Below are 25,266 nucleotides of genomic sequence, written 5' to 3'. Positions count from 1 at the left end.
CCGGCGAGCGTGGGGGACCCGCAGCGCATAGGACGGCATGACCGATGACCCGTTCGAGACGCTCGGCGTGTCCCGCACCGCCCCCGACTCGGTGATCAAGGCCGCCTACCGCGCCCGGATCCGTGAGACCCACCCCGATTCCGGCGGCACCGCCGCAGATGCTCAGGCCATCAACGACGCGTACGCCGCGCTTAGCGACCCCGCCCGCCGGGAAGAGCTCCGACGCCGCCAGGAAGCCCCACCGGCATCCCCCGGCCCTGCGACACCACCGCCTCCGCAACCCGCGGCCGCGCAAGCGCCGAAGACCATGCCGGAACGTACCTACTCGCAGTTCAGCCCGCCGACGAAATGGCGCCGGAACCGTATCGTCTGGGCAGCCGGGGCTGTCGCCCTTCTCGCAGCCCTTGCCGCGGGCGGCCCGGCCGGTGCGCTCTGCAGTGCCATCGCTATCGCCATCGCCCTCCGCTGGTCGGTCAAGAGTGCGGCCGCCGCGGTGGTCATCTCCGCGCTGCCGTCCGTGGCACCGCTCATTGAGCCCGGCGCGAGCCTTGCGGACTTCACCCCGTTCCCGTCCCTCGTTCCCGCGATCGCGCTCGCCGCGATGCTGTGCGCGTGGGCCGTCGTCAGCCGTCGCACTCACCGGGCATGGCTCGCGCACTTCGGAGACGTGTTTATCACCACCCGCGACCTCTTTGCCCTCACCCCGTACCTCGTCACCGGCATGACCGGAGACGCCGCGCACGGCCTCGGGCTCATCCACCTCGAACGAGCCGACGGTCAGGCGGAAGCTCAACCTCGCACCATCCGCGACGACCTCACCGTCCGGACGGGCGACCTGGTCGTCTTGGCCGGCGGCAGCATCCTGGCCTCAGCGACCCCGGAGATGCTGCAGGTGTTCGCCCGGCTCAGTCGGTGACGGTCGGGTCTTCGATGTAGGGATCGACGTCGTTCAGCCACCACAGGTGGAACAGCGCACCAGTGAGGTGCTTGTCGTCGGCGAGCGCGTGACGCGGATCCCACGGCACGAACCGTTTCACCGTCAGCAGGTCAATGATGCGGGAGTCGTCGTGGATGACCCCGTTCTGGGTGAGTGGGTCCAGAGCGCCACGGCCGAGCTTGTCGACGTCGGGCGGACCGACCGGGAAGGTGTGCTTCGTCTTCGCGTGGGTCTTTGGGCGTGGGAGCCAGAACTCCACCGCGCAGAACAGCGGACCGTCCATCGGGATCATCGTCGCGGGCTTCTGCTCCTTGAGCGCCCTCTCGATGTCAGCGCGCCACGGCTTGACCTTCTTGGATGATTCGACGAGCACCCCACGGCCGACGTGCCGCTTGGACCCTTGCGGGGCGGGAACGCCCGGCGCGAAGAAGGAGAAGTCCGGGGCGGTCGCGAGGACATGCAGGTAGCGATAGAGGGTCACACTGCCCCTATGCGTGCCGGCCGCCGAGAGGAGCCCCGCGCGCCCGGGGGTGCCTGCCGCTCGTAGGCTGATGGGATGCTCACCGGCCTTATTCGCGATGCCCGAACCGTCACCCGCGAGGTCTCAGCAGACAGCCTCGAGCTCGCCAAGGCAGCTCTCGCGGAGGCGGCCCCGGTGGGGTACGAGCTCGTGAAGGCGCCGGCCCGGATGCGGAAGGGGTCTATCACCCTCGACGTCACCGGGACGTTCGCTCCCCGCGGCGAAGCGCGGGAGGTGGAAGCGTCAGACCTGGCGGCTCTGCGCCAGCTCATCCCCGACGGGTGGGAGCTGCTCCTCGTGCGCCGAGCGGGGTAGGACTCGGCTGCAGGCGCGCTCGGTGCTCCACCGCCCGAACGCGCAGCACGCACCGGCGACCGCGCAGATGGCGAGGGTCAGTGGGTGCAGGGTGATGCCCGGCAGGGTCATCGACAAGATGGCGCTGACGACGAAGCCGAGCACCCCGAACGCCGCGGTGCTCACAGCAGTCGTCGCGTGGCGCAGCGCTCGCCCCGCCCACCATGCGATGGGGGCGAACACCCAGCACAGGATGAACGAGACGACGCTGACGGTGATGGTCGTGTACATGACTGAGTTGACCCGGACGCCGAGATCGCTCACCGAGAAGAACACGGCCACGACCGCGGCAATGAAGGTGATGACGGTGAAGGCCAGCCAGGTGGTGAGGGTGTGGCGGCACACGGCGCGGGCATCGAAGTGCATCAGGGGTGGATCTCTCCTGGAGTGGAACGGTTCTCGCGGCGCCGGCGGGCGATGAACGCGGCGCCCCGTCCCGCCGCGGTGCACAACCCGCAGACGGCACCAGCCAGCAGCACGGGATCGAGCGTGGGTTGCAGCGACCCGGCCGTAGCCAGAAGGCCGAACCAGAGGACCGCTGCGGACGAGGCCGCACCGACCACCCAGAATACCGCCAGATGCAGCACCACCCAGGGAACGTGCCGCATCGAGTGAGCGACGAGGTAGGAGATGGGGAAGCACGCCCAGAACATGACGAACGTGATGCACGCCGCGAAGAAGCCGACCATCACCACTAGTCCGCCCGCGGAAGCCGCCCACAGCGATAGCACCGCGATACCCATGGCCAGGAACCCCCACGACCACATGATGTAGACGGAGTTGTCTGCCGCGTCGAACGGTGCGCGTGGCGCCCTGGGGGTGGTCATCACTGCTCCCGGTCTATGGAGTCCAGGAACACGTCCTCGGGGTCCGGCGCCGCAGCCCGGGTTTCGCGCCTGTGGCGCGCGGCGAATGCGATCGCCCGTCCGCCGGCGGTGCACGCACCGCACAGGGCGGCACCGACGAGGACCCAGGTGACCACGTGGGAGGTGTTCTCGTACGGGGTGAAGGCGGAGCCCAGCCAGAGGGCGGGGAGGGAGGCGACAGCGCCTGCCGCCCCGAACACGGCGATGTGAGCCCATGCTGCGCTGACGTGGCGCATCATCCTCGCGATGAGCCACGCGACGGGGGAAGCTACCCACACTAGGCCGAGGGAGATGACGACGGCCAACCCGCCGATGACCCCAGCCAGACCGTAGGAGCCTTCCTCAACAGCGGAAATCAGCACCATCGCGTAGGTGAGTGCGACCGCAGAGAACAGTCCCCACGTCGTGAACGTGTGCACGGCCACGTCAGTGAACGCAAACGGGACCCGGGTGTCAGATGCTGCGCTCATCGCTCTCCTTCGCTCGGCGGTACCGCGTCTTCGTGCAGTAGTCACCGTCCATCGGGTGATCCCACCCGAACTTCTCATAGACAGCGGTGATCATGTGGACCGGTTCCTGCCAGGCGAGCTGACCGAACCGGACCTCGAGGACGGACTGACCCTCAGGCACGGACCTGCGCGACGCGCGCGTTGAAGAGTTTGCCGCCAGCCTGGTGGGGGATGTGGCGGCCGGCCGCTGCGAGACGTGCCGCCTCGCTGAGGACGATGTGCTGACGCTTCTCCCCCTCCGGCTCGACGTACCACTTCCCGGCCCGCTCGTAACGGACGATCGGGTGGCCGTCCGCGGTGTATCCGTGGACGACGCGGTCATACGGGTCAGGGGCAGCCATACCCGTCCTATGCGCAGCAAGCGGCCCGGGCCGTCACCGGATGGCCTTCTTCGCGGAGGTCTTCGCCACGGTGACGTACCCGCTCTTCGCGTAGGTGACCTTCACCGTCAGCGACTTGCCGCGGTCCGCTCGCGTGGCGACGTAGGTCGGCTTCGTCGCACCCTTGATAGTCCGCCCGTTCGAATACCACTGGTAGGTGACCTTCGCACCGGAGACCTTCGTGGTCAGGGTCGCGGTGTGCTTAGCTCCGACCTTCCCGGTGCCGGAGATCTTCGGCGCGGCGACGGAGAGGGTGCCCTTGGCGACCTCCCCGGTGGCCTTGGACACCTTGCTGACGGTCGAGTATCCGGCCTTCGTGCCGGTGACCTTCACCGTGATGGCCTTCCCGAGCTGGGATGTGGTCGGGGTGAACGTCGAGCCGGTGGCGCGAGAAATCGCGGAACCGTTCGCGTACCACTGATACGCGAAGCGAGTCCCCGCGGACCAGGTGCCGGGCTTCGCGGTCAGCTTCGAGCCGACCTTCGCGGAGCCGGTGGCAGCGGGGGTGCTCGCGGCGAGAGTGCCGAGGGCCACCACACCTGCACTGGCGGTGCGTGAGTGCGTGTAGTAGCCGGCGAGGGAGCCGGTGACATCGACAGTGACGACGGATCGAGCGTGCTTAGGCTCCAGCGTGAAGCTCGACCGCGTCGCGCCAGTGACGGGGCGGCCGTCAACGAGCCACTGCACAGTCAGGGCCGGGCGCTCAGCCCACACGCCGGGGGTAACTGTCAGCGTGTTGCCGACTTTCGCGGTTCCCCGGATGACCGGCTGGACGCTGGTCAGCCACCCCTTGTCCACAGCGGCAGTAGCAGCCGATGTGCGTGTCGCGGTGGTGAAACCGGGGTTGCTGCCGGTGACGGTGACCGTCACAGGCTTCCCGGCCGCCGTCGCCCCGACCGTGTACGACGGTCCGGTTGCGCCGGCAATCGGGGTGCCGTTCGCGTTCCACTGGTAGGTGAAGAAGGTGCCCTCCGACCAGTACCCGGGGTCGGCGGTGAGAATCCTCCCGACCGTTGGGATCCCGTAGATGCTCGGGGTGCCCGCCTCGATCTCCGCGTTGGCAATGGCGGGGGAGGCGGGGGATGTGACGACCCGGTCGTTGTACCCGGCGAGGGTGACGGTGACCTGCACACTCACTCGCTTGCCGAAGTCGGCGGGTTGCGGGGAGTACTGACGGCCGGTCGCCCCCAGGATGGTTGTCCCGTCCGTCATCCACCGGTAGCGGACCTCCGCATCCTGCGGGGAGGTGACCCCGTCGGCGACCAGCTGCCCGCCGACGATCGGGGTGCCGGTCACGCGGAGGGTGAACGCGGGAAGGGTGCCCTTAGCGACGAGGCCTGTCGGGGCGCTCTTGAAGATGCCGCGGTCGCCACCTTCGACGACGCCCCACACCTCGATGGTCTTCCCGGCGTCGTCGGGTCGGACCGTGTAGGTCGGCTCGATGTGTTCGACATCCACGCCGCCGACGACCCAGCGCAGCTCGTAGTCCTGGTCTGCCCAGCCGGCATCCACGGTGGCCGTGAGGGTCTCACCGACCTTCGCGGTACCGGTGATGACGGGCTTGGTGAGCTCCGTGGGTGCGGTGGCGGCGCCGTCGAAGGTGACGGTGACAGCCGCGGTCTGCGACGTGGTGGATGCCGCATCGACCTTCACACGAAGACCGGGAGTGTCCTGCCCGGTGGTGAGGGACTCGAACTGCTGGCCGGACTGGAAGGACAGCGCGCCGGTCTGCGCGTTTCGGAGGACCGTGGAGGCTGCACCTGAGCACAGGCTCACCGTCGGGTTCTCGCAGTCGAGCTCGAGGATGCGGACACCCGGTGCCCAGGTGCGTTCGGTCTTGCCGACACGGCCGTAGAAGGCCAGGGCGTCGCGGCCTGTGCCGGAGCGGTACTCGACGTAGTAGTGCTCGCCGGTGTGCTGATTGACGACGTCGAGCGCGCGAAGGCCGGTGCCTGTGCCCATGCCGCGGAGAGTGAAGGCTTGGGATGCGCCGCCGGCGGCGGTCACCGTCTGGATGCCGGGGGTGGTCCCGGTCCGGGTGAGAGCGTCGAGGTTGACCTTCTGGGAGGAGTTCAGCGAACCGATGTTCGCGAAGTTGGAGGTGTTGCCCCACCAGATGCCGCCGCCCATGACGTCGTAGAAGTCGTAGTACTCCTGCTGGGTGCAGCTGTCACCTTCGACGGTGGGGAGGGAGCATTGGGTGAGGTTGGAGTGGCCGAGGCCGAGGTTGTGACCGAGCTCGTGGAAGACGACCTGATCCCAGTCGGTGGCGACGGTGGACACGGACGCCCAGGCGACACCGCCAGCGTGGACGCTTCCGACGGTGCCCAGGCCGTTGCCTTCACCGCAGATGTCGCCGGGGACCAGGACGAGCAGGTGGTCCCCGTTGCCCTTGGCCCAGTAATGGGCTGAGGCCATGCTGGTGTTCCCGTAGTAGTCACGGCTGAACCCCTTGGGTCCTGACGCGTAGTCCCAGAGGGCGTTCGCGTCGCACAGGAGGGATTCGGGGACGCTGTCACGCTTGACGGCGTTGGCCCGGCGGATGGTGGAGACCTGCCCGCCCGACTCTGACGTCCAGTACTCGCTGAGACGGCCGACGGCCTTGTCGACGTCGCTGTCCGATCCGTACCCGGCAGGTCGGGAGCTGTCCTGGAAGACCATGACGTCCACGGTGTGCGCCTTCGGGGCCGCGGCGGCCGCGGTGGGCGGGGCAAGGGTGGCGGAGGTCACCTTCAGGGGCACGTCCAACTCCGCGGCGGCTTGGGCGACCTGCTCACCGAGATCTTCGGCAGGGACAGGCTCGACGAGAGCTGCGACCTTCGGTGCGACCGTCACGGTGCCAGTGAACGCTGCGCCGGTCTCGGCGGTGCCGACCTTCGTGCCGGTGAGCTCGACGGTGGTCCCCTCCTCGGTGACGAGGGTGACGGTGTTCTCCGTGGCGTGGGTGCCTTCGGGGGAGGCCATGCCTTCCTCGTCCGGGAGGACTCGGATGACGCCTTCCAGGGCGACAACGCCAGGGATGGCCGGTTCAGCGGCGGAGGCTGCGGAGACGGGGAGACCGAGAACCACGATGGCGGTCGCGGTCAGGATGGCGAGCACGCGCGAGCGCGCAGGAATGATCATTGCGGCCAAGAGCCTTCCGGTCGGCAGCCCCAGGCTGCGGTTGAAGGCGCGAAGCGAGGTCGTTGCCCCGGCCTCACATCGCACCCTGCGGCGAATCGTGTCCAACTGTGGGCCGCGCGCACGCTCGCCGTCCCCCCATGCTCATCATGGCAGGGATCAGCGAGCGAACATGCCCGGGTGTCGCCGGGCGAGGCGGGAGACCTCCGCGCCGGAGAGGTTGCCGGGGATGACACCTCGGTCGATCTGCGCGGCGCGACGGGTGGAGCGGTGGATGTCCTCGAGCGCGCGGCTTAGGTGCAAGCCCTCGTCACCTGCGAGGTGGAGGTCGTGTCCGGTGGTGCGAAGGAGCGCGTTGACGAACGGGACGCGGCTGCCGCCCTGCACGAACGCGATGCGGGACAGGAGCCCGCGTGCGGTGTGGGCGGGGACGATGACCCCGTTGTCGGTGGGGCGGATGTCGGCGGGCGCACCGAGGAGGTTGAACACGTGGTTCAACTGCTCGGCGGTGCGCGCGTACTGCTGGTTCATGGTCCTCATGTCGTTCGAAAGTTCGGGGTGTCCCGTTCATGCGCGGTGCCGGGCGCACCGCGGTGACAGCAGCACGCAGCGCATAGGGAAGCGTCGACTGTTCGAACCCAGACAGGATCTCTCATGGCGAACGCCATCACGCCCATCACCGTTGCCGTCGGGCAGGTTCGGGAGGACAACGATGAACGCAGTCGTGGACGGACCGTGCGTATCGTCGGCATCGACGAGACTCACGCGAGCGTAGTCGTTCTGACCGCCCGGTCGAATGCTCCGGCTGATGTGAAGAAGCGGGTGCCCGGCAAGCGGACTCGCATCCGTCTGGATCGGCTCAAGCCTACCGGCCGCGGCTACCGGCTCATCACTCCCGCTCTCTGAGGCCGCGTACATGACCAGCATGCACAGCACCCAGGCCGAGAACCTCGAAGCCCACCGTCAGGATGACGGGAAGTTCGGGAAGCACCCGAACACCAGCCCCGAGTTCACCCTCGGCGAGCGCCCTCACGCCGCCCTCCCGCGGCTGAGCATGCAGCCGTACGCGTACGGGGTCACCCACTGGACCTTCCCGGATCAGCGGGACCACTTCGACCTCGAGCCGCCGTATCAGCGCGGCGCCGTTTGGGAGCTCGAGCAGAAGCAGAAGCTCATCGAGAGCCTCCTGCGACGCGTGCCGGTCGGTTCGGTCATCTACAACCATCGGAAGGACGCCATCCGTGACGGTGGGTCGCTGTATGCCGTCATCGACGGAGCGCAGCGGCTCCGTGCTGTCCGGGAGTTCTGGGACGGCGAGTTCTCCGTCCCGGCGTGGTGGTTCGAGGACGATGAGCTGGAAGTCCCCGCCGGCGGTGAGGTCACCTTCGAGGGTCTGTCGGTCATCGGCAAGCGCCGGTTCCAGATGTGCTCCCTCCCGGGCCTGGAAGCCAACGTTGCCACCATCGAGGAGGAAGCTCGCATCTTCGACCTGATCAACACGGGCGGGACCGAGCAGGAACAGTCCACCATCGACCGTGCTCGTGCGATCGCTGCTGGGGGTGCCGCGTGAGCACGTCCCTGGATGATGCGATCGCGCTCGTCCGTCAGCGTGCGGTCGCGTGGCTGTTCGCGCACCTCCCCGACGACGTCGAATACGTCAGCGTCGAAGCGTTCGGCGGGCAGATCGAACCAATCGTGTTCTCGGACGCATCCGGACGGCAGCTCGACCCGTCCTGGGACGACGACGCGTTCGGTCCGCTGAACGAGGTCGCAGGTGCCGGCTACCGGGCACTCCCCGGCCTTTCGGTGCGCGCTGCGACCTTGCCCGAGAGAGTGCGAATCGCACACGACGCCCCGTACAGCGACGGGCCGATCCTCATCCTTCAGCGCCCCGCCTGACCACCGCGGGCACGGTACCGCGCATGTAACGGAGGACGGTCGCAGGGTGCGGCCGCGAGAGGACCCCATGGACATCAGCGCCTTCACCGCTCAGCTCGACGCCATCCGCCGCGAGGCGATCAACGTCCTGTTCCGTAGCATCTCTCCCGACATCGACTACGTCGTCGTTACCGTCGAGAACGGAGAGATCTGGGACGCCCAGTACTTCACCCCGAACGGGGAGATCTACTCCCAGGCAAGCGTCGAGCTGTGGCCCCTCACGCAGGTGTTCGGTCATCACCTCGATGAGCTCGGCCCCTACACCGCGACGAAGAGCTCCGTCCCCGAGCACGTTCGACGCGCAGCCTCCTACGACTGGAACCGGCCGAGCGGCACCGCGCGCATCTTCGTCCGCCCCGACGCGCTGCGCTGACAGCCGCGCACATAGACACTGCCCGCACCTCGCCGGGCGACCCCACAGCCTGACGAACGGACCACCCATGAAAGCCCAAGGCCACAAGCTCGAGACCACCTGGAACGGCCGACGTGGCCACGACGCGGTCACCACCGCCACCTGCCTGTGCCGGAAGTGGTCTCACACCGGCGCCAGCCAGGTCGATGCCCGTCAGGCCTACCAGGAGCACCTCGGCGGAGCGAAGAAGCCGAAGGCCCGCGCCGAGAAGAAGACCGTGAAGGGCACGAAGGCAGGGCTCGTCCCCGCCCGCGCCGACGGCACGAAGTCGTACACCGTCGCCATGCAGGGTGGGATCACCAAGACCCGGACCGTCTGGGCGAAGGACCAGGCCGCCGCGCGCGCGAAGGTGAAGGCCTCCCTCCCGCGCCTGGCCCGCATCACCGACATCACACGCACCCCGGCGACATGAGCACCCGCCGCTACCTCAGCCCGCTGCGCTACCCCGGCGGGAAAGCGTCCATGGCCACCTGGCTCGCCGGCACCTTCGCCGCACAGTCCGGGCTCATGGACGTCGAGGTGTGGATCGAACCGTTCGCCGGCGGCGGGGGAGCAGCCCTCGCCCTCCTCGAACAGAACGTCGTCGAGGAAGCCTGGCTCATCGACCAGAACCCCGGCATCGCCGCGCTTTGGCACGCCATCACCGCCGACAACGAGTCGTTCGCATCCCGCATCGAACAGACCATCCCGACCGCGGACCTGTTCGAACGCTCCCGCGAGATGCTCACCGCCCCGGAGGGGGTCGACCCCTTCGAGCTCGGCTACGCCGCGTTCATCGTCAACCGGCTCTCCCGCTCCGGAATCGTCGCACCCCGCGCAGGGATGATGCCCGACCCCACCGCTCGCTTCAACGCGGCCGCGCTCGCCGACCGTGTCCGCCACATCGGAACGTTCGGATCCCGCCTGCGAACCATCCACGGCGACGGCATCAGCTACCTCGAAGACCTCGCAGACTCCGGGGTTGATGACGAAGTCCTCGCCTTCGTCGACCCTCCGTACCTCAGAGAGGGCAACCGGCTCTACTCGCAGGGCATGGACCAGGCCGGGCACCAGCGTCTCGCCGACGCCCTGAACGCGACGACCGCACGATGGGTGCTCACCTACGACGATGAGCCTGCCGTCCTCGACCTGTACCCGGAACGGCGAGTGCTCTCCTACGCCATCCGCAACACCGCGAACCGCGCTCGCACCGCCCGGGAGTACGCCGTCCTCAGCGACAACTTGCACACCCCCGAGACGGCAGCGCTCACCACCAGCGGCGCCGCGGAATGGGTGCGGGCAGCCTGAGAGCGCGGACTGCGCATGTGGTCGGTGAACACCACCGAAAGGACCACCATGACTTCTCTCACTCCCGGCTTCCTGAACCAGGTCGCGCAGCTGCGCACCTTCGTGGACACCCACGGGCGCCTCCCCGTCCAGTGCGACGCCACCGACCCGCACGAGCGCACGCTCGGCGACTTTCTCCGCTCCCAGCGCGGCAGTCACACCTGGCGCACCGTCAGTGAGGCGACCCGCGAGCGCGCCGCGCACCTCGACCAGGAGGTCCCCACCTGGCGGACAGATGCCCGTCGCCCTGTCACCCGCCGTTCCAAGGGAACCGACTTCGAAAAGCGCGTCGAACAGGTCGCCCGCTTCGTCACCCGCCACGGGAACATCCCCCGCTGCACGGCGCCTGCCGGCACGCTTGAGCGGGAGCTCGGAACGTTCCTCATGAACTGCCGCCAGGCAGCACGCGGCAAGGGCACGATGGTGTGGAACGTCGCGCGCGCCTCGACCCTCGAAGCGAAGGTCCCCGGCTGGAACGCGGTCAATCCCGAAGCGAAGTTCGCCTCGAACCTCAGCAGTCTGCGCGACTATGTCTCCCGCACCGGCACCCGGCCCCGCCGAGGCAAGGGCCCGCTGGATGACGCCGGTCGCCTCGCACTGTTCGTGCAGAACACCCTCGCCGCCGGGAATGAGGCCCGCCGGAAGGCGATCGCCGACACCCTCGCTCTCGCCGCGTGAGTCAGGAGCGCACCGCGGCATCCGCCGAGGACATTCGCGGTGCGCTCTGCCAGTCGCCCGGCCAGTGCATCGCCACTTCGATAGCGTCCAGGTCGTCCCGGGCCTGACGGATCTGCTCAGCGAGCTGATAGTGGGGGAGGAGCTCATCCAACACCTGCTGGGCCGCATCCCGCAGACGCACCACGGACACTCGGTGACCGGCGAGGGTGATGTCAGCGTTGCGGAGCCCGTCCTCCTCCGAGTCCAACGCGCGGCGCACGTACACCGCGGACGTCGGCGGCACCCGACCCTCGGACAGTTCAGCGATGAGCTGCGCACGCGTGGCCACCGCCTTCTCCGCCTCACGAAGGCCGGGGACAGCGATCGCCGCTTCCTCGAACAGGGTCGCGTCTGACCAGAGCTCCTCGTTCGCTTCGGGCACGGTTCCGTCCTCACCGTCGATGAAGGCGAGGAGAGCCTGCATCGCTGTGACGTGCTCTGCGGTGGGGAGCATCGACCGGCGCACGACCGACGTGCTGGCGGCCTCCCGGTGCGCCTGCTCCTTGCCCATCAACTCGCTCGCCTCGTCAATGGTGTCCGCCTGCGCCTGCAGTGTCGCCGGGTTCTCTGGGAACAGCTCCCACACGACCTTGCCGTCGGTGCGCAGGTCCAGCCGAGTGAACGCTGATCCGCAGAAGCTCTCACCGGCATCGACCAGCATCTCGAGCCGGTCGGAGATGGTCTTGCCCTCATGGTCGCGGGGAACATCCTCCACCCGCAGACCCCACCGGCTGACCGCGTATGCGAGGTCCGCAGCCAGGGCGGGGGACAGCTCAGCCATGGGACGCCTTTCGGTGACGAGGTCGGTGCCGTGACTGTACTCACCGCCGCCGACATGACCCCACGCATAGGCGCTGTGAGCGGCCCACGCCCGGTGGGCCCGACCAGAAAGCCCACTCTTGGACTTCACACTCATCATCACTGTGGCGGTCGCCGTCGTCGCAGCTCTGTTCCTCGGCGGTATCGGCCTGCTCATCTGGCGCGCCTGGTACCAGGTCCCCGGAAGCGACGAGGCCATCGTCGTCGTCGGAAAGAAGCAGCGCGGTTCGGACGGCTCGACCAGCAACATGACCGTCATCACCGGTGGCGGCGCCTTCATCAACAAGCTGACTCAGCGCTCGGACAAGGTGTCCCTCCGCGCCCGTCAGATCAAGATGGAGCCGACAGCCCAGACGACCCACGGCGTGACCCTCCACGTCGCCGGCGTCGCCCTCGTGAAGATCGGCTCGCAGCCGGACCACGTCCGCGCCGCAGCAGAGCGCTTCGCCTCGCAGGACAAGGCCATCGACGCCTTCACGACCGAGCAACTCGAGGGCGCCCTCCGTGGTGTCGTCGCGAAGCTGTCGGTCGAAGAGGTCATGAAGGACCGTTCCAAGCTCAGCGACGTCATCGCCGAGCACGTCAAGGCGGACCTCCTGGCACAGGGCCTCATCCTCGACGCCTTCGCCATCCAGGGCATCACCGACGCCAACGGCTACATCGAAGCTCTCGGCGCCGCCGAGGTCGAACGGGTGCGCCGCGAGGCTGAGGTCGCCCGCATCAACGCCGCCCGCGAGGTCAAGGCCCGCCAGATCGCCACCGACGAGGCGAACCTCATCGAGCAGACCGCCCTCGACAAGAACAAGGCCGCGGCCAAGAGCGAGGTCGGACGCGCGAACGCCGAGGCCGAGCAGGCTGAGAACCTCGCCCGTGCGGAGCGTGAGCAGGCTGTCCTCGTCCAGATGGCCGAGAACAAGCAGGCCACCCTCGACGCGGAGGTCAAGAAGGTCGCCGACGCCGAGAAGTACAAGGCGCAGACCGAGGCCGACGCCCTGGCGTACACGCGTCAGAAGCAGGCCGAGACGGACCGTGCTGTCGAGCAGCAGAAGGCCGACGCGGACGCCTACAAGGTGCAGCGTGACGCTGACGCCCGCCAGGCATCGGCATCCGCCGACGCGGCAGCCACCCTCGCCAAGGCACAGGCCGAGGCAGACGCACGCCGCGCCACCGCCAACGCTGAGGCGGACGCCATCCGTGCGACCGGTGAAGCTTCGGCTGCCGCCATCCAGGCTGAGGCTGAGGCGCTCCGGGAGAACCAGGACGCCATCCTCGCCCGCGAGCTCATCGGCCAGCTGCCGACCCTGATGGGTCAGTTCGCCAGCGGTTACGCCAACGTCGGGAAGATCACCCTGGTGGGTGGCGACTCCGCCGGCACGCACATCGCCCGCGAGCAGAGCGCCAGCCTCACCGCCACGTTCGACGCCGTCAAGGCTGCCACCGGGCTCGACATCGCTGGTCTCGTCCAGGGTCAGGCCGTCGGCCGCGGCATCGCCAGCGGTGCGCACAGTCTCGACGCCACGGACGTTGACCTCACCGACGTCACCCTCTGACATCCGGCACACTGAGAATGCCCGCCTCCCGTTTCGGAGGCGGGCATTCCTCTTTGCCGGCACCGCGCATGGAGAACCCATGACCGATTCTGCTGAGGGCATCGACCTCACCATGGCCGTTCGGATGGTAGCCGCCGACCAGATCCAGGGCGACGACATCAACACCGTCCAGGACGCCATCGACCACGCCGTGGACACCCTCCGTCTCCCTGAGGAGCCGCCGGTCCACGGCGCCATACCCATCGAGGGGGATGACGATCTCGCCCACGCGTACCGCGTCGTCCTCGAGGCGTACAAGACGATGAGCGTCGCCGACATCGCCGCGGCCGCCGGCGAAGAGTTCTCCGCACTCATCCGACGACTTGCGGAGGGCCGACCGTGAGGAACAACCTCCACGACAAGGAGCGCCTCCGCGACTTGCAGGCCATCGACCGCCGGGGCTCGTCACGCGCTCCCAGGGCCACGATGAGTCTCCGCGAGGAATGGCTTTGGACCGCCGGTCTCGTCACCTTCGACAAGAGCACCGGGAACCTCATCCCCACCGAACGCGGCGAAGCCATCCTCGACGACACCGGCGAGCGCGAATGGCTCTACTCCGTCCGGCCCGTCACCCCCAAGACCCCGGTGCCCCGTTTCTCTTCGTTGTCCCACGCCGTCTGGGACTACGAACGGCGCCTCGGGAAGCTCCCGGACGCCTCCGACGACGGTGACGACGAGGTCTTCCGGGAGGAGATCGCACGGTTCCGGGCGCTCCTGAGCATCGTGGACAACGACCGCATCTGGATCAACCGCAGCGGCGGGAGGCCCATCGTGAACCTCATCACCGGTGAGGAGTTCGCCGGCGAGCGCGACGAACTGTTCGAGTGGGGGATGCGCTCCAACCAGGACACCGCCCTCCATCCTCTGGCAGCCGAGCAGAAGGCCGACTCGTACTTCACGCACCACATCGGTTTCACCGAGCAGTGCGCAGGCCGGAAGATCGTCCACGCGGACGCGACACTCGACTCCCTCACGGACGCGCTCCGTCGGGTCGCTGAGGTCAGCGAGCGAGCGTTCATCAAAGGGACGCGCCTGAAAAGCGGCATCACGACCCTCGACCTCACCGGCGTCACCGACTACGAGGACTACGAAGCTCTCATCCTCTCGGACCCGTTCCTGGCAGGTGAGCTCATGTACCGGGACGGTGACCGGTGGGCATTCCTCGTGCAGGAGTGGGTGGACATGACCTTCGAGCGGCGGTTTTTCATCGTCGACGGCATCACCGTCGCCCACGCCGGGTGCATCGAGGAGTACACGCCCTTCGACCACCTCAAAGGCGTCGAGGACTGCCGGATGAAGCGCCACCGCTCCGACACCGATATCCTTTGGGCCGCGGCAGAGACGAAGCTCCTCGGCGACTTCGCGCGACAAGTCGGGAAGGGGATCTACGACCGGGACAAGGCGATGAGCGAGTTTGTCCTCGACGTCGCCATCGGACCGGACGGGCAGCCCCTCATCGTGGAGCTCAACGGCATCCGCAACGCCGGTCTGTACGCGTCCAGCCCCGGCCGTGTCATCGACCTCCTCGCACGACGCCGTGACGTGTGGTCGAAAGCACCGCACGCGCGGCCCAGGCGGAAGGTTCAAGCCACATGACTCGCGAGATGATCCTGCACCTGCACCTCCCGATCGCCCTGAACCAGGACGAGAGCGTGAAGCTCTTGCTGAACGACTGCCCCAACGAGGCCCTGTCCGCGGATCTGCACAAGTTCGGCTTCATGCGGTTCGGTTACCCCGACGAGCAGCTGGGCCACGTGGAGGGCATCAATCCCCTCGCCATCGCAGCGAAGCAGCACGCCAACGGCGTCTACAAGGTGAACCTCATCCGGGGTGCCACTTCCCGCACCGTCGCCGGTGACCTGCTCACCGTCGTCCGCGGGTACGAGCCGGAAGCGACCTCCGCCACCCTGGTGCGTGTGGACAGCGAGAACGAGAAGCTCGTGCTGTTCCAGGGGCAGTGGATCGTGTGGGCGGAGGTCACCGTCGCCGTGGAGGTCTGACCTCACCACTCAAGCAGAAAGGCCCCGCACCGAAGTGCGGGGCCTTTCGTGCGGGGGTCAGCGCAGGAGCGACAGGACACCCTGGGTCGACTGGTTCGCCTGCGCGAGCATCGACGTACCGGCCTGCGACAGGATGTTCTTGGCCGTGTACTTGACCATCTCCGACGCCATGTCGGTGTCGCGGATGCGGCTGTTGGCCGCCGAGATGTTCTCGGCCGAGACGTTGAGCGAGTTGATCGTCGACTCGAGGCGGTTCTGGTTCGCACCGAGTCCGGCACGAGCCTCCGAGACGGCCTTGATCTTCTCGTCGATGGTCGAGATGGTGGTCGCCGCGTTGGTCGCGTTGTCCACCGTCAGGGCCGCGACCTCTCCACCGAGGGCCGAGAAGTCCTCGAGGGAGACGGTGATCTGGTCCTCGGTGGCGACCGAGCCGGCGCCGACGTGGAACGTCAGCGAGGCGTTGTCGCCGTTGAGGAGCTTGATGCCGTTGAAGTTCGCCGACTCCGCGACACGGGTCAGCTCGGCACCGAGGGTGTCGATCTCGCCCTTGATGGCCTCGCGGGACGCGTCGTTGTTCGAGTCGTTGCCCGCCTGGACAGCGAGGTCACGCACGCGCTGCAGGAGCGAGTGGACCTCGGTGAGCGAACCTTCCGCGGTCTGGATGACGGAGATGCCGTCCTGGGCGTTGCGGGCGGCGACGTTGTAGCCGTTCGCCTGCGACTTCAGGCCCTCCGAGATGGCGAGGCCGGCGGCGTCGTCCGCGGCGCGGTTGATGCGGAGGCCGCTGGAGAGCTTCTCGAGCGACTTGCCGACGTCGTTCTGGGTGCCGGACAGGTTCCGGTAAGCGTTGAGGGCCGAGACGTTCGTGGCGATCTGCATTCCCATAGTGGTTTCCTCCGTGAGTGGGACTGGGGTGAGCGTGGAGCTCATGAGGCCCATCCGTGGACCTCAGGAAGCGTTATCGGCAGCGCCCGCCATCGCGTTAGGCAGAATCTGAAAAATCTTTCGGGCTCGCGCATAGGCGGCCGTATGAGCATCGAATCCCTCACCGCCGACGACCACGGCGAGTACCGGCTGACAACGCTGACCGGCAGCATCTACGAGCTCGTCCTCCATGAGCCGAAGCTGTTCCCCGCCGTGTCCATCGGGACCCTCCGGCGGCTGCCTGACCAGGTCCCCGCAGCTGACGGGGGCGCTCAGTCCGCACCGATGCGCCGTGACGGCGATGCGCTGCGCGTCATCGGCGCCGAAGACATCACCCTCGGGACGAACGGGTTCTTCACCCTCGAGGCGCTCGGTGACGGTGAGTCCACAGTGCGGCGCACGAGCATCATCCAGTCGATCGTGAAGGTCTGAGGCGGCCGATACGCTCAGCCCGTGACCACACCGCAAGCGGGTAACCTCGATGCGTACCTCGAAGCCCGCATCGACAGGCAACCCGGCGATGACGGGTGCTGGCTGTGGACGCTCAAGCCGGACCGGGAGGGGTACGGGGTCGCCAACTGGGCTGGCCGCACCCACCGTGCGCACCGCCTCGCGTACTCCCACTGGGTGGGCCCAATCCCAGACGGCGCGGAACTTGACCACACCTGCGAGATACACGCCTGCGTCAGGCCCTCGCACCTCGACCCCGTCACCGGGCTCGTCAACCTCGAACGCAAGCACCTCCGCCGCGGTGAGACACCCGAGCGCGCCCGAGAGCTCGCGCTCCTCGACCAGCAGATGTACGCCCGACAGAGTGAGAAAAGGCGCGCGGACACCGCAGCCCGTTCTGCCGCTGCGGACGTGGCACAGTCCGTGGGCGTCAGGGTCGGCACGCGCCTTCGCCGCTCGACATCGAAGGCGGGCGTCATCTGGCGAGTCGTCGCCATCACGGCGTACGGCGGTGAACCGTGGCTGACCGTCACGTCTGAGCGCACCGGCTACGAAGACCGCATGCGCTTGGGTGACCTTGCCGTCGCGACCATCATCACGTAGCCAGCTCGCCCCGATACGCTTCGGACGATGGTCGAGGACGAGCACTTCCGGGCGCGCGTGGATGCGCTCGCTGCGTTCGCCGCAGCGACCGGACGGATGCCGTCCCGGAGGGCGGCGGACCCAGCAGAGAAGAGTCTCGGCAGCTGGCTGAAGACCCAGCGGCAGAACGCCGGCGCCGGCCGGTGGCTTGATCGTGTCGCTACCCTGGACGAACGCGTTCCTACCTGGCGGACCCCAGCCGGGAGCGACCGCCGATGACCGGTCGCTTCCGCAGGCCCTCACGGACCTGCTGGAACTCCACCTCCAGCTCCGCGTACCGGACGTGGTCCGCGTCCGTGTACTGACCAGCGGCCCCGAGTTCCTCGATGGCCAACGTCGCCTGCAGGCTGTGGCCGGCATCCCGCGCGATGGACAGGTTGTGAGCGTGCGACGGTGGCGTGGTGGGGTCGCCGATGAGCTCGTCGAGGTCGGCGATGATCCGCGGGTAGATGATGCGGGACAGCTCCCACGGGGAGTAGCGGCTGCGATCGACCCATTCGCCCGTTCGGCGGAAGGTAGCCTTCTGCTCCGTCCAGGACGCCTCACCAGGGTCCATCGACGCGATGATGCGGTCCGCCTTCGAGACGGCTTCCGCGGTGACACGTGCGCACATCTCATCCAGACGCTCATGGAACCAGTCAAGGCTCGGCACTGGCAGGTCTCCTCGCTGGCGCGCGGTGCGCCCTCACCTCACCCATGCGCGGTCACCGTCTGGCCGCCGTGCCGCGCATGGGAATCTCGTGACGACCACGAACTCGCGGGCAGGTACCCGCTTCCTCAGTGCCCAGACCTGCCAGGAGCACCTCGGTGTGACCCGTGAGGAGCTGGACGTGAAAGTCGCCAGCCGGCTCGTCCTACAGATGACGACCTCCGACGGTGTCACGGTCTACCCCGAAGCGCAGTTCACCGCCACCGGGGAACTCCTCCCCGGTCTCGCCGACATCCTCTCCATGCTCCTACGCGCCACGTTCGACGAGTGGACCGTCTTCTACTGGCTGACCGCGCCACTCGACGACTTCGGCGGATGTACCGCACTGGATGTCCTCCGCCTCGGGAACCGAAGCGAACTAGACCTCATCCGGGCGTTCGCCTACGACGACGCCTCAGCATGGGAGAGCACCCGCTGACCTTCACGTGCGCGCATAGGCGGGCGTGCCCACCACCCCATCCGAGCTCGTCCACGTCATCACCCGGACGCCGCTCCGCTACGCCACCGAGGCGCAGCTACAAGAACAGCTCGCAGCCGCGCTCACCGCCTCAGGCAATGACGTCACCCGCGAAGTGGTGCTCTCGGACGGTTCCTCCCGCATCGACCTCATGGTGGGCCGCATCGGCCTCGAAGTGAAGGTGAAAGGGTCCCTCCCTGACGTCCGCCGGCAGCTGTCCCGATACGCGCGCACCGGCGACCTCGACGCCCTCATTCTCGTCACCACTCGCTCAGCCCATCACACCATCCCCGCCACCCTCGCCGGGATCCCCCTCCACCTGTGCTCCCTCGTGGGAGTCCGGCTGTGACGCGCACGTACGGGAAGCTCACCTTCCGGAACAACTCCGCCGGCGGCAACTGGTACATCACCGCGGAGCCCGCCGTCGTCATGCGTTTCAAGCGCACATTCTGCCGCGTCCAGCAGAACCGTGACGGCACCCTCTGGCTCCGTCACACCATCGAAGTCGCCCGCGACCTCGACTGGTTCACCGAGCGCTTCCCACTGGAAATGGACGAGAAGACCCGCACCCGCCTGACCGGGGGAGCGGACGCCCACCGCGACCAGGAGCAGACGGTCGCCGACATCCTCGCCCGGAAGACCCCCGCACCTCTCACCCTCGCGCAGGAGCCGGCTGTCCCCGCCCGCGACTACCAGCTCACCGCCGTCGAACTCCTCCGCGCCCGTGGCGCACTCCTGCTCACCGACTCGGTCGGCCTCGGGAAGACGTACACCGGACTTCTCGCCACCGCACCCGAAGACGCACGGCCCGCCCTCGTGGTCCCACCCACTCATCTCCCGAAGCGGTGGATGGACGAATGGGCGAAGTCGTTCCCGCACCTGAACGTCGTCGTGGGGGAGAAGACCACCCCACCCGACACGATCGTCGACGGCGACCTCCCCGACGTCCTCATCGTCCCCTACTCGCGACTCGCCGGCTGGGCAGACGCCCTCGCTGGGCGGGTGAAGACCGTCATCTTCGACGAGGTGCAGGAACTCCGCAACGGCACCAACACCCGTAAGGGCCAAGCCGCTGCGATGGTCGCCGAGAAGGCCACCTACGTGATGGGGATGAGCGCCACCCCCATCCAGAACTACGGCGACGAGATCCACTCCATCTGCGACATCGTCGCACCCGGCGAGCTCGGCACGCGCAGCGAGTTCATCCGCGAATGGTGCACCGCCGGCCACCGCGTCCTCGTCCGCGACCCCGCTGTCCTCGGCTCCTACCTCCGCGAGAACGGCCTCCTCCTCGGCCGCACCCGCAAGGACGTCGGCCGGGAACTCCCCACCGCCATCAAGGTGCCCCACATCGTCGAATCCGACCCCGCAGCGCTCGCCGCGGTGCAGGAGGACGTTGCCGAGCTCGCGCGCCTCATCCTCTCCGACAGCGCCTCCCGGCAGGACCGGTTCCAGGCAGCGGGGGAGATCGACTGGAAGCTCCGCCAGTCCACCGGCATCGCCAAAGCCCCCTACGTCGCCGCGTTCGTTCGGATGCTCCTCGAGACGGAGACGAAGGTGCTCCTGTTCGGCTGGCACCGAGACGTCTACGAGATCTGGATGGACCTGCTCTCCGAGTACAACCCCGTCATGTACTCCGGCAGCGAGACCCCCGCTCAGAAGGCTGCCGCGGAGGAACGATTCGCCAGCGACCCGACCTGCCGCATCATGGTGATGTCCCTCCGCTCCGGCGCCGGCGTCGATGGCCTCCAGAACCACGCGCGCGTCGTCGTGTTCGGGGAGCTCGACTGGTCACCGAAGGTCCACGACCAGGGAATCGGCCGCCTCGAGCGCGACGGCATGGACGAGAACGACCCCGTACTCGCCTACTTCCTGCACACCGTGGACGGGTCCGACCCCGCCGTCCTCGAACGCCTCGACCTCAAGATGCAGCAGTCAGATCCCATCGTGAACCCCGACGCGGCACTCACCGCCCCTACCGCGCCAGACCCCGACCGGGCACGCTCCCTCGCCCGGGCGTTCCTCGACGCCGCCGCAGCTCGAGCAGCCTGAGACCGAACAGAGACCATGATGGTCCGACCCCGTCGATACGCTGGCCGCATGCACCGCCCTCTCGCCCTCCCCGCCCTCGTCGTCGGAGCCTTGCTGCTCGCAGGGTGCACCCCCGGTGAAAGCGACGGCGGGCTGATCGGCACCGAGCCGGAATCGCCAGTAACCTCACCCTCGGCATCCCCAGCGCCCACCACGACCGGCAGTCCGGTCGAGGCATCGCCCACCCCGACCCCGTCGGCAGAAGCCGATCCTGCACCGGCGGTGAGGACCGCTCCGGAATGCACGGACATCGCCTCCCTCGAATGGCTGCAGTCGAACATCGACACGCAGCTCGACGGACCGGACACGTTCGAGTTCACCGGGGAGGGGCTCCCAGGCCCCGCCGCGCAGACGGCGGCGTCGAAGTCCACCGCGCTCGTGTCCTGCACGTGGGGCATCCCCTACTCCGACGGTGCGTTCTCCGTGACCGTGCTCACCACGACCCCCGCCATCCAAGAGTCGCTGCAAGACGCTCTCAGCACCTCGTCGAAGTACACCGCGAGTGAGAGCGGCTACATGGGGCCCGACGGCACGGCCGCCACCACCTACACCCACCTGTTCGAAGACGGCATCGGCTACGGCCTCGCCTACGCGTTCTACGACGGGTACTGGGTCATCGCCTACGGCACCATGGTCAGCCCCGACGACTGCATCACCCTCACCCAGAAGGCTCTGACGGCCACCACCGCCATCAACACCTGACCCCGCCATCACTGGCGACGCGCCGTCGCCCTCGCCGCTACGTATAGACCGCGTACATGAGGAACATCCGCACCATCTGGTGCGGCATCCCACCGGCGAAAGCGAAGCGATGACTCTCACCTCCCAGGCAGCCCACCACATCGACGCCAAGGAGGAGGTGACGCGCACCTACGTCCTGGACACCTCCGTCCTGCTCTCTGACCCGCAGGCCATGTTCCGGTTCGCCGAGCACAACGTCGTCATCCCGATCGCCGTCGTCGTCGAACTCGAAGGCAAGCGCAACGACCCCGAGCTCGGCTACTTCGCGCGCCGGGCACTCCGCCACCTCGACGACCTCCGCGTCGAGTACGGCCGCCTGGACGAGGGGATGCCCACCCCCGGGCTCGGCAGCGTCCGCGTGGAGCTGAACCACACCAACACGTCCTCCCTGCCCTCCGGGATGCGCCTGGCAGACACCGACACCCGAATCCTCGCCGTCGCGAAGAACCTCGACGACGAAGGCAAGAACGTCACCATCGTCGCCAAGGACCTCCCCATGCGAGTGAAGGCATCCTCGCTCGGCCTCATCGCCGAGGAGTACCTCAACGACCAGGCCGTCGACTCCGGATGGACGGGAACGGCAACCGTCCACGTCAGCGGAGACACCGTGTCCGGGCTCTACGAGGGGACCGTCACCACCATCCCCGAAGCCAAGGACCACCCCCTCAACACCAGCCTCATCATCGCCTCCGAGCGGGGAAGCGCCCTCGGTCGCGTCACCGGCAAGGACGGTCAGGTCCGGCTCATCAAGGGCGACCAGGAAGTGTTCGGCCTCCGCGGACGCAGCGCCGAGCAGCGCCTGGCCATCGACATGCTCCTCGACGACGAAGTCGGCATCGTCTCCCTCGGAGGCCGCGCCGGCACCGGCAAGTCCGCGCTGGCCCTCGCCGCAGGCCTGGAAGCCGTGCTCGAGAAGAAGCAGCAGAAGAAGGTCATCGTCTTCCGGCCCCTCTACGCCGTCGGCGGCCAGGAGCTCGGCTTCCTCCCCGGCGACGCCGCAGAGAAGATGAACCCGTGGGGCCAGGCCATCTACGACGCTCTCGGATCCTTCGTCTCCGGCAACGTCCTCGAAGAGGTCGACGCGCAGGGTCTCCTGGAGGTCCTCCCGCTCACCCACATCCGCGGACGCTCCCTCCACGACGCGTTCGTCATCGTGGACGAGGCACAGTCCCTCGAGCGCAACGTACTCCTCACCGTCCTCAGCCGGATGGGTCAGAACTCCCGCATCGTCCTCACCCACGACGTCGCCCAGCGCGACAACCTCCGCGTCGGCCGCCACGACGGCATCGCCTCGGTCGTGGAGACCCTCAAGGACAACGCACTGTTCGGGCACCTCACCCTCATGAAGTCCGAGCGCTCCGCGATCGCGGCCCTCGTCACCGACCTCCTCGAACGCGGCGAGCTGACCTGACCTCCGCAGGGTAAAGAGCATTCGACCCCCGCCTGGCATCAGCCAAGCGGGGGTCTTCGTTCGTGCTGGCACAGTCAGGGGAGCGGGCCGCGCATGAAGGTGTAGAACCACTCGACCAGAAGGAGCAGCCGTGCCTGACACCAACCCGAACTTCGATGACATCGTCCTGACACCCACCATCATCGACGAGAGCGGGAACCTCTTCGTGCACACGAGGGTGGACGGCATCGAGCTCGACCGACGTGACATGGTCGGGTACGGGGTGTCCACCACGCGCAACGCACTCCGCCTTGCTGCAGCCGTCCGCGCCGGCGCCGTGTTCCACGACTTCCAGGTCCTCACCGACAGGAACGGGAAGACCTACCTCAGCGCTTCGAGCCGGGTGTACTCGCGGACCATGAACGCCGACCTGAAGAGGCTTGGCTACTGACGAACCTCGGTGCCGCTCACTGGTCGTGAGAAGGTGAGGTCGCAGCCGTCACCGCAGGAGGACGCAATGGAACGCACGTTCACCCGCGCCAAGCTAGCCGCGTCCCTGCTCGCCACCGCATTCGGGCTATCCGCGCTCGCGGCCATCGGAACCGTGTGGGCACCACAACCGGGACTCAACCCGTTCACGACGAACGGCAATGCAATCGGCTACTTTTTCGCGCTCCACTTCGCAGGCGGGCTGGTCGCGTTCATCATCGCGCTTCTGCTCGCGGATAGGGGTGGGGACTCTTCGCCGCTCACTGTGGCGTTCCTCGCGAACCTCGTACCCGGGTGCATGGGCCTTGCCATCGTCGGGTTCCTCGGCAACTGGGGAACCCTGGCGATTTGGGTGGGCTCAGTGGCGCTTGCCGGCACTCTCACCTTCTGGCTCATCCTTCGCCCGTTCGGCCTCGGCCTTCAGTCGGAAGACTTGCGACAGTAACGCCCGCGCCTTGTCCGGGTGGACCCTGGCGCCTCCGGTGAGGTTCGCGAACGGCCGCACCCCAAACTCCTCGAGGTGCATCGCCAGGAGCGCGTTCTCCACCTCGCCAGGGTCCACTCCCGGGGTGGGGTACCAGCCGACGACGAGCTGCTGGCTTGCGGGGAGCTGCCAGATGTACCGTCCGCCGAAGTGCCCGGCGCCGTACCCGCGGCCCTGCTTCGCGTACGCCCAGAGGCGGTCCTTGAACCCCGCGTCGCCGCCTGCCTTCCCGATGTAGAGGATCTCCGCACCGCCCCGCCACGCGGCTGTCAGGGTCGCGACGGGGACGGTGAGGTCCGCGTGCTTGTGGGGCCCGCCGACGCTCACCGGGAGGAACTCGGGAGAGACCAGCGGGGGAGTGGTGACGACGTAGACCCCGTGGACAGCGGGGAGGTCACCCTTCGCGAGCGTGCCGAGCGGCTTCCAGCCGACGAACCCCAGCTGCTCGAATCCGGCCTTGGTCCATTCGATGTCCACCCCGCCACCGTAGCGGCGGAGTGGACAGGCTCAGATGTCGAGTGCGTACATGACCCCACGACGGAGGTTGAGAGGCACCGACAGCCACTCGGGTCGCAGCGGGATGGTGCCACCGAGCGAGAAGGCGATGCGAGGGCGGGGGCCGCCGTTCGTCTCGTACGTCTCCTCGGACTTGTACGCGCCGAGGATGGGCCACGCCATGATGGGCACACCCTTGTAGACGGCGACGAGGTTGTCCACCTTCCTGCCGGTGGCCAGCGTGATCGGCCACGCCGCGTGAGCCACTTTGGCCGCCTCGTCGTAGGACATGCCGGGGCGATAGGTGTCGTTGACGGACACGAAGATGACGCTCATGATGAGCTCCGTTCCAGCTCGCCTAGATGCGAACGCGTCATGGGTTCTCGCCTGATGCGTGAGCCCGATGTGAGCAAGCTACTGCCGCGGCGCTTGGTTCGTCAACCGAGGGAGAGCCGACGACGCTGAGCGGTACGCCGACATCGGCGCAGCGGTGGCGGCTGCGGTAGCCGCAGGGGAGACGGAGCGGGCGCGTGCAGAGCTCGCCTTGGTTGCAGGGGATCTGTGGATGGGGTCCTTCAAGCAGGCGGCGGGCGCAGGCGAAGGTGACGGGAAGGCGGTACCACGGGTCAACGACCCCTACCTGCGCGCGCAGGTCTTCGTTCGAGACCGCTTCCGGTGCACGCATTGCGGCGGTCGGACTGTCCCGCGAAGCGTCCTCGTAGCGCTCAGCGACCTATTCCCAGCGGAGATTCCTTACGACCGGCACTACAAGCGGGGCGCGACGCGCGCGCGGACCAGCACCCCGTTCTGCGGCCTACTGGTGACGAGCATTATTGAGTTGACCAGTATTCGGTTGACATGCCGGGCCACCCCACCTCCTCCGTCTGTCCAACCGTCCTCTGTATCG

36 protein-coding genes are annotated in these 25,266 nt (G+C 67.8%); 23 read left to right on the top strand and 13 right to left on the bottom strand.

Features of this window, described 5'->3' with window-relative positions; translation table 11 throughout:
* Positions 1-37: 37 nt before the first annotated feature.
* Positions 38-916, top strand: a complete 879-nt coding sequence (locus BLR68_RS17345) for a J domain-containing protein (protein ID WP_018186346.1) — start codon at positions 38-40, stop codon at positions 914-916.
* Here BLR68_RS17345 and BLR68_RS17340 read toward each other — a convergent pair.
* On the bottom strand, positions 906-1,418 hold the full coding sequence (locus BLR68_RS17340; protein WP_018186347.1) for a RusA family crossover junction endodeoxyribonuclease: 513 nt from the start codon (positions 1,416-1,418) through the stop codon (positions 906-908). The two genes, BLR68_RS17345 and BLR68_RS17340, sit on opposite strands and share 11 nt — an antisense overlap.
* Positions 1,419-1,493: 75 nt before the next feature.
* Between BLR68_RS17340 and BLR68_RS17815 the strand changes: the two genes are divergently transcribed.
* Positions 1,494-1,772 (top strand): hypothetical protein, encoded by a 279-nt coding sequence (locus BLR68_RS17815; protein ID WP_143015836.1) that lies wholly within the window; start codon positions 1,494-1,496, stop codon positions 1,770-1,772.
* Here BLR68_RS17815 and BLR68_RS17335 read toward each other — a convergent pair.
* From BLR68_RS17335 to BLR68_RS17310, 7 genes are all read right to left on the bottom strand, one after another.
* Positions 1,701-2,177, bottom strand: a complete 477-nt coding sequence (locus BLR68_RS17335; protein WP_018186348.1) for a hypothetical protein — start codon at positions 2,175-2,177, stop codon at positions 1,701-1,703. The genes BLR68_RS17815 and BLR68_RS17335 overlap by 72 nt on opposite strands.
* Entirely contained in the window at positions 2,177-2,641 is a 465-nt protein-coding gene (locus BLR68_RS17330) for a hypothetical protein (RefSeq protein ID WP_143015835.1), read from the bottom strand. Before BLR68_RS17330 ends, BLR68_RS17335 begins: the two co-directional genes overlap by 1 nt.
* On the bottom strand, positions 2,638-3,147 hold the full coding sequence (locus BLR68_RS17325; protein ID WP_018186350.1) for a hypothetical protein: 510 nt from the start codon (positions 3,145-3,147) through the stop codon (positions 2,638-2,640). The genes BLR68_RS17330 and BLR68_RS17325 overlap by 4 nt, the downstream gene beginning before the upstream one ends.
* Positions 3,131-3,307: a hypothetical protein gene (locus tag BLR68_RS18115; protein WP_018186351.1), complete on the bottom strand. Its 177-nt coding sequence runs from the start codon at positions 3,305-3,307 to the stop codon at positions 3,131-3,133. Before BLR68_RS18115 ends, BLR68_RS17325 begins: the two co-directional genes overlap by 17 nt.
* Positions 3,300-3,527 carry a hypothetical protein gene (locus tag BLR68_RS17320; RefSeq protein WP_018186352.1) on the bottom strand — a complete coding sequence of 76 codons (228 nt, stop codon included), beginning with the start codon at positions 3,525-3,527 and terminating at the stop codon, positions 3,300-3,302. The genes BLR68_RS18115 and BLR68_RS17320 overlap by 8 nt, the downstream gene beginning before the upstream one ends.
* Before the next feature lie 33 nt (positions 3,528-3,560).
* Entirely contained in the window at positions 3,561-6,689 is a 3,129-nt protein-coding gene (locus BLR68_RS17315; RefSeq protein WP_020411042.1) for a M12 family metallo-peptidase, read from the bottom strand.
* A 156-nt stretch (positions 6,690-6,845) separates the two neighbouring features.
* Positions 6,846-7,217, bottom strand: coding sequence for a hypothetical protein (locus BLR68_RS17310; RefSeq protein WP_018186353.1), 372 nt, complete (start codon positions 7,215-7,217; stop codon positions 6,846-6,848).
* Between the two features lie 123 nt (positions 7,218-7,340).
* Here BLR68_RS17310 and BLR68_RS17305 point away from each other — a divergent pair, with 123 nt between their 5' ends.
* The 7 genes from BLR68_RS17305 (at position 7,341) to BLR68_RS17275 (ending at position 11,040) form a co-directional block, all read left to right on the top strand.
* On the top strand, positions 7,341-7,592 hold the full coding sequence (locus tag BLR68_RS17305; RefSeq protein ID WP_018186354.1) for a hypothetical protein: 252 nt from the start codon (positions 7,341-7,343) through the stop codon (positions 7,590-7,592).
* Positions 7,593-7,602: 10 nt separating this feature from the next.
* Complete coding sequence (locus BLR68_RS17300) at positions 7,603-8,256, top strand: DUF262 domain-containing protein (protein ID WP_018186355.1); 654 nt, start codon at positions 7,603-7,605, stop codon at positions 8,254-8,256.
* Positions 8,253-8,585 carry a hypothetical protein gene (locus BLR68_RS17295; protein ID WP_018186356.1) on the top strand — a complete coding sequence of 111 codons (333 nt, stop codon included), beginning with the start codon at positions 8,253-8,255 and terminating at the stop codon, positions 8,583-8,585. Before BLR68_RS17300 ends, BLR68_RS17295 begins: the two co-directional genes overlap by 4 nt.
* A 67-nt stretch (positions 8,586-8,652) precedes the next feature.
* Positions 8,653-8,997 carry a hypothetical protein gene (locus tag BLR68_RS17290; RefSeq protein ID WP_018186357.1) on the top strand — a complete coding sequence of 115 codons (345 nt, stop codon included), beginning with the start codon at positions 8,653-8,655 and terminating at the stop codon, positions 8,995-8,997.
* Between the two features lie 67 nt (positions 8,998-9,064).
* Positions 9,065-9,448 carry a hypothetical protein gene (locus BLR68_RS17285; RefSeq protein ID WP_018186358.1) on the top strand — a complete coding sequence of 128 codons (384 nt, stop codon included), beginning with the start codon at positions 9,065-9,067 and terminating at the stop codon, positions 9,446-9,448.
* Entirely contained in the window at positions 9,445-10,323 is an 879-nt protein-coding gene (locus BLR68_RS17280) for a DNA adenine methylase (protein ID WP_018186359.1), read from the top strand. The genes BLR68_RS17285 and BLR68_RS17280 overlap by 4 nt, the downstream gene beginning before the upstream one ends.
* Positions 10,324-10,371: 48 nt before the next feature.
* The gene (locus BLR68_RS17275) at positions 10,372-11,040 is read left to right on the top strand and encodes a hypothetical protein (protein ID WP_026302816.1); all 669 of its coding nucleotides are present in this window, start codon (positions 10,372-10,374) and stop codon (positions 11,038-11,040) included.
* A 1-nt stretch (position 11,041) separates the two neighbouring features.
* Here the strand turns inward: BLR68_RS17275 and BLR68_RS17270 are convergent, their stop codons facing one another.
* Positions 11,042-11,860 (bottom strand): metallophosphoesterase family protein, encoded by an 819-nt coding sequence (locus BLR68_RS17270; RefSeq protein ID WP_018186361.1) that lies wholly within the window; start codon positions 11,858-11,860, stop codon positions 11,042-11,044.
* 118 nt (positions 11,861-11,978) lie between these two features.
* Between BLR68_RS17270 and BLR68_RS17265 the strand changes: the two genes are divergently transcribed.
* From BLR68_RS17265 to BLR68_RS17250, 4 genes are all read left to right on the top strand, one after another.
* Positions 11,979-13,448, top strand: a complete 1,470-nt coding sequence (locus BLR68_RS17265; protein ID WP_018186362.1) for an SPFH domain-containing protein — start codon at positions 11,979-11,981, stop codon at positions 13,446-13,448.
* A gap of 79 nt (positions 13,449-13,527) precedes the next feature.
* A complete protein-coding gene (locus BLR68_RS17260; RefSeq protein ID WP_018186363.1) occupies positions 13,528-13,830 on the top strand; it encodes a hypothetical protein in 303 nt (100 codons plus the stop codon).
* Positions 13,827-15,083, top strand: coding sequence for an ATP-grasp domain-containing protein (locus BLR68_RS17255; protein WP_018186364.1), 1,257 nt, complete (start codon positions 13,827-13,829; stop codon positions 15,081-15,083). The genes BLR68_RS17260 and BLR68_RS17255 overlap by 4 nt, the downstream gene beginning before the upstream one ends.
* The gene (locus BLR68_RS17250; RefSeq protein ID WP_018186365.1) at positions 15,080-15,487 is read left to right on the top strand and encodes a hypothetical protein; all 408 of its coding nucleotides are present in this window, start codon (positions 15,080-15,082) and stop codon (positions 15,485-15,487) included. Before BLR68_RS17255 ends, BLR68_RS17250 begins: the two co-directional genes overlap by 4 nt.
* Positions 15,488-15,544: 57 nt before the next feature.
* On the opposite strand, the gene BLR68_RS17245 is transcribed toward BLR68_RS17250, so the two are convergent.
* Positions 15,545-16,372 (bottom strand): flagellin N-terminal helical domain-containing protein, encoded by an 828-nt coding sequence (locus tag BLR68_RS17245; protein WP_018186366.1) that lies wholly within the window; start codon positions 16,370-16,372, stop codon positions 15,545-15,547.
* A 144-nt stretch (positions 16,373-16,516) separates the two neighbouring features.
* Between BLR68_RS17245 and BLR68_RS17240 the strand changes: the two genes are divergently transcribed.
* From BLR68_RS17240 to BLR68_RS18305, 3 genes are read left to right on the top strand one after another with little or no spacing between them, the layout of a single operon-like run.
* Positions 16,517-16,843: a hypothetical protein gene (locus BLR68_RS17240; RefSeq protein ID WP_018186367.1), complete on the top strand. Its 327-nt coding sequence runs from the start codon at positions 16,517-16,519 to the stop codon at positions 16,841-16,843.
* A gap of 21 nt (positions 16,844-16,864) precedes the next feature.
* A complete protein-coding gene (locus tag BLR68_RS17235) occupies positions 16,865-17,464 on the top strand; it encodes an HNH endonuclease (protein WP_018186368.1) in 600 nt (199 codons plus the stop codon).
* A 27-nt stretch (positions 17,465-17,491) separates the two neighbouring features.
* Positions 17,492-17,722, top strand: a complete 231-nt coding sequence (locus BLR68_RS18305; protein WP_081626433.1) for a Helicase associated domain protein — start codon at positions 17,492-17,494, stop codon at positions 17,720-17,722.
* Here BLR68_RS18305 and BLR68_RS17225 read toward each other — a convergent pair.
* The gene (locus tag BLR68_RS17225; RefSeq protein WP_018186369.1) at positions 17,685-18,155 is read right to left on the bottom strand and encodes a hypothetical protein; all 471 of its coding nucleotides are present in this window, start codon (positions 18,153-18,155) and stop codon (positions 17,685-17,687) included. The two genes, BLR68_RS18305 and BLR68_RS17225, sit on opposite strands and share 38 nt — an antisense overlap.
* Positions 18,156-18,243: 88 nt before the next feature.
* On the opposite strand from BLR68_RS17225, the gene BLR68_RS17220 reads away from it, so the two are divergent.
* The 7 genes from BLR68_RS17220 (at position 18,244) to BLR68_RS17810 (ending at position 23,825) form a co-directional block, all read left to right on the top strand.
* Positions 18,244-18,630, top strand: a complete 387-nt coding sequence (locus BLR68_RS17220; protein WP_018186370.1) for a hypothetical protein — start codon at positions 18,244-18,246, stop codon at positions 18,628-18,630.
* Between the two features lie 25 nt (positions 18,631-18,655).
* On the top strand, positions 18,656-19,018 hold the full coding sequence (locus tag BLR68_RS17215) for a hypothetical protein (protein ID WP_018186371.1): 363 nt from the start codon (positions 18,656-18,658) through the stop codon (positions 19,016-19,018).
* Positions 19,015-20,721 carry an SNF2-related protein gene (locus tag BLR68_RS17210; RefSeq protein WP_018186372.1) on the top strand — a complete coding sequence of 569 codons (1,707 nt, stop codon included), beginning with the start codon at positions 19,015-19,017 and terminating at the stop codon, positions 20,719-20,721. The genes BLR68_RS17215 and BLR68_RS17210 overlap by 4 nt, the downstream gene beginning before the upstream one ends.
* Before the next feature lie 48 nt (positions 20,722-20,769).
* On the top strand, positions 20,770-21,462 hold the full coding sequence (locus BLR68_RS17205) for a hypothetical protein (RefSeq protein ID WP_018186373.1): 693 nt from the start codon (positions 20,770-20,772) through the stop codon (positions 21,460-21,462).
* Positions 21,463-21,571: 109 nt separating this feature from the next.
* A complete protein-coding gene (locus tag BLR68_RS17200; protein ID WP_018186374.1) occupies positions 21,572-22,912 on the top strand; it encodes a PhoH family protein in 1,341 nt (446 codons plus the stop codon).
* A gap of 130 nt (positions 22,913-23,042) precedes the next feature.
* Complete coding sequence (locus BLR68_RS17195) at positions 23,043-23,342, top strand: hypothetical protein (protein ID WP_018186375.1); 300 nt, start codon at positions 23,043-23,045, stop codon at positions 23,340-23,342.
* A 66-nt stretch (positions 23,343-23,408) separates the two neighbouring features.
* Positions 23,409-23,825: a hypothetical protein gene (locus tag BLR68_RS17810; RefSeq protein WP_026302818.1), complete on the top strand. Its 417-nt coding sequence runs from the start codon at positions 23,409-23,411 to the stop codon at positions 23,823-23,825.
* On the opposite strand, the gene BLR68_RS17190 is transcribed toward BLR68_RS17810, so the two are convergent.
* Together BLR68_RS17190 and BLR68_RS17185 are read right to left on the bottom strand one after the other, a co-directional pair.
* Positions 23,739-24,341, bottom strand: a complete 603-nt coding sequence (locus BLR68_RS17190) for a hypothetical protein (protein WP_018186376.1) — start codon at positions 24,339-24,341, stop codon at positions 23,739-23,741. The genes BLR68_RS17810 and BLR68_RS17190 overlap by 87 nt on opposite strands.
* Positions 24,342-24,371: 30 nt before the next feature.
* Complete coding sequence (locus BLR68_RS17185; protein WP_018186377.1) at positions 24,372-24,695, bottom strand: hypothetical protein; 324 nt, start codon at positions 24,693-24,695, stop codon at positions 24,372-24,374.
* Between the last annotated feature and the right edge of the window lie 571 nt (positions 24,696-25,266).

This window comes from Microbacterium sp. 77mftsu3.1, assembly GCF_900100525.1.
Lineage (GTDB): Bacteria > Actinomycetota > Actinomycetes > Actinomycetales > Microbacteriaceae > Microbacterium > Microbacterium aquilitoris.
This window is presented reverse-complemented; position numbering and strand designations above follow the sequence as displayed.

What these genes read in the sequence shown, in the direction of transcription:
- BLR68_RS17345 (WP_018186346.1), top strand. Translation starts at nt 38, where the DNA reads ATGACCGATGACCCGTTCGAGACGCTCGGCGTGTCCCGCACCGCCCCC.
- BLR68_RS17815 (WP_143015836.1), top strand. Translation starts at nt 1,494, where the DNA reads ATGCTCACCGGCCTTATTCGCGATGCCCGAACCGTCACCCGCGAGGTC.
- BLR68_RS17335 (WP_018186348.1), bottom strand. Translation starts at nt 2,177, where the DNA reads ATGCACTTCGATGCCCGCGCCGTGTGCCGCCACACCCTCACCACCTGG.
- BLR68_RS17325 (WP_018186350.1), bottom strand. Translation starts at nt 3,147, where the DNA reads ATGAGCGCAGCATCTGACACCCGGGTCCCGTTTGCGTTCACTGACGTG.
- BLR68_RS17320 (WP_018186352.1), bottom strand. Translation starts at nt 3,527, where the DNA reads ATGGCTGCCCCTGACCCGTATGACCGCGTCGTCCACGGATACACCGCG.
- BLR68_RS17315 (WP_020411042.1), bottom strand. Translation starts at nt 6,689, where the DNA reads ATGATCATTCCTGCGCGCTCGCGCGTGCTCGCCATCCTGACCGCGACC.
- BLR68_RS17310 (WP_018186353.1), bottom strand. Translation starts at nt 7,217, where the DNA reads ATGAACCAGCAGTACGCGCGCACCGCCGAGCAGTTGAACCACGTGTTC.
- BLR68_RS17305 (WP_018186354.1), top strand. Translation starts at nt 7,341, where the DNA reads ATGGCGAACGCCATCACGCCCATCACCGTTGCCGTCGGGCAGGTTCGG.
- BLR68_RS17300 (WP_018186355.1), top strand. Translation starts at nt 7,603, where the DNA reads ATGACCAGCATGCACAGCACCCAGGCCGAGAACCTCGAAGCCCACCGT.
- BLR68_RS17290 (WP_018186357.1), top strand. Translation starts at nt 8,653, where the DNA reads ATGGACATCAGCGCCTTCACCGCTCAGCTCGACGCCATCCGCCGCGAG.
- BLR68_RS17285 (WP_018186358.1), top strand. Translation starts at nt 9,065, where the DNA reads ATGAAAGCCCAAGGCCACAAGCTCGAGACCACCTGGAACGGCCGACGT.
- BLR68_RS17280 (WP_018186359.1), top strand. Translation starts at nt 9,445, where the DNA reads ATGAGCACCCGCCGCTACCTCAGCCCGCTGCGCTACCCCGGCGGGAAA.
- BLR68_RS17275 (WP_026302816.1), top strand. Translation starts at nt 10,372, where the DNA reads ATGACTTCTCTCACTCCCGGCTTCCTGAACCAGGTCGCGCAGCTGCGC.
- BLR68_RS17270 (WP_018186361.1), bottom strand. Translation starts at nt 11,860, where the DNA reads ATGGCTGAGCTGTCCCCCGCCCTGGCTGCGGACCTCGCATACGCGGTC.
- BLR68_RS17260 (WP_018186363.1), top strand. Translation starts at nt 13,528, where the DNA reads ATGACCGATTCTGCTGAGGGCATCGACCTCACCATGGCCGTTCGGATG.
- BLR68_RS17250 (WP_018186365.1), top strand. Translation starts at nt 15,080, where the DNA reads ATGACTCGCGAGATGATCCTGCACCTGCACCTCCCGATCGCCCTGAAC.
- BLR68_RS17245 (WP_018186366.1), bottom strand. Translation starts at nt 16,372, where the DNA reads ATGGGAATGCAGATCGCCACGAACGTCTCGGCCCTCAACGCTTACCGG.
- BLR68_RS17240 (WP_018186367.1), top strand. Translation starts at nt 16,517, where the DNA reads ATGAGCATCGAATCCCTCACCGCCGACGACCACGGCGAGTACCGGCTG.
- BLR68_RS18305 (WP_081626433.1), top strand. Translation starts at nt 17,492, where the DNA reads ATGGTCGAGGACGAGCACTTCCGGGCGCGCGTGGATGCGCTCGCTGCG.
- BLR68_RS17205 (WP_018186373.1), top strand. Translation starts at nt 20,770, where the DNA reads ATGCACCGCCCTCTCGCCCTCCCCGCCCTCGTCGTCGGAGCCTTGCTG.
- BLR68_RS17200 (WP_018186374.1), top strand. Translation starts at nt 21,572, where the DNA reads ATGACTCTCACCTCCCAGGCAGCCCACCACATCGACGCCAAGGAGGAG.
- BLR68_RS17810 (WP_026302818.1), top strand. Translation starts at nt 23,409, where the DNA reads ATGGAACGCACGTTCACCCGCGCCAAGCTAGCCGCGTCCCTGCTCGCC.
- BLR68_RS17185 (WP_018186377.1), bottom strand. Translation starts at nt 24,695, where the DNA reads ATGAGCGTCATCTTCGTGTCCGTCAACGACACCTATCGCCCCGGCATG.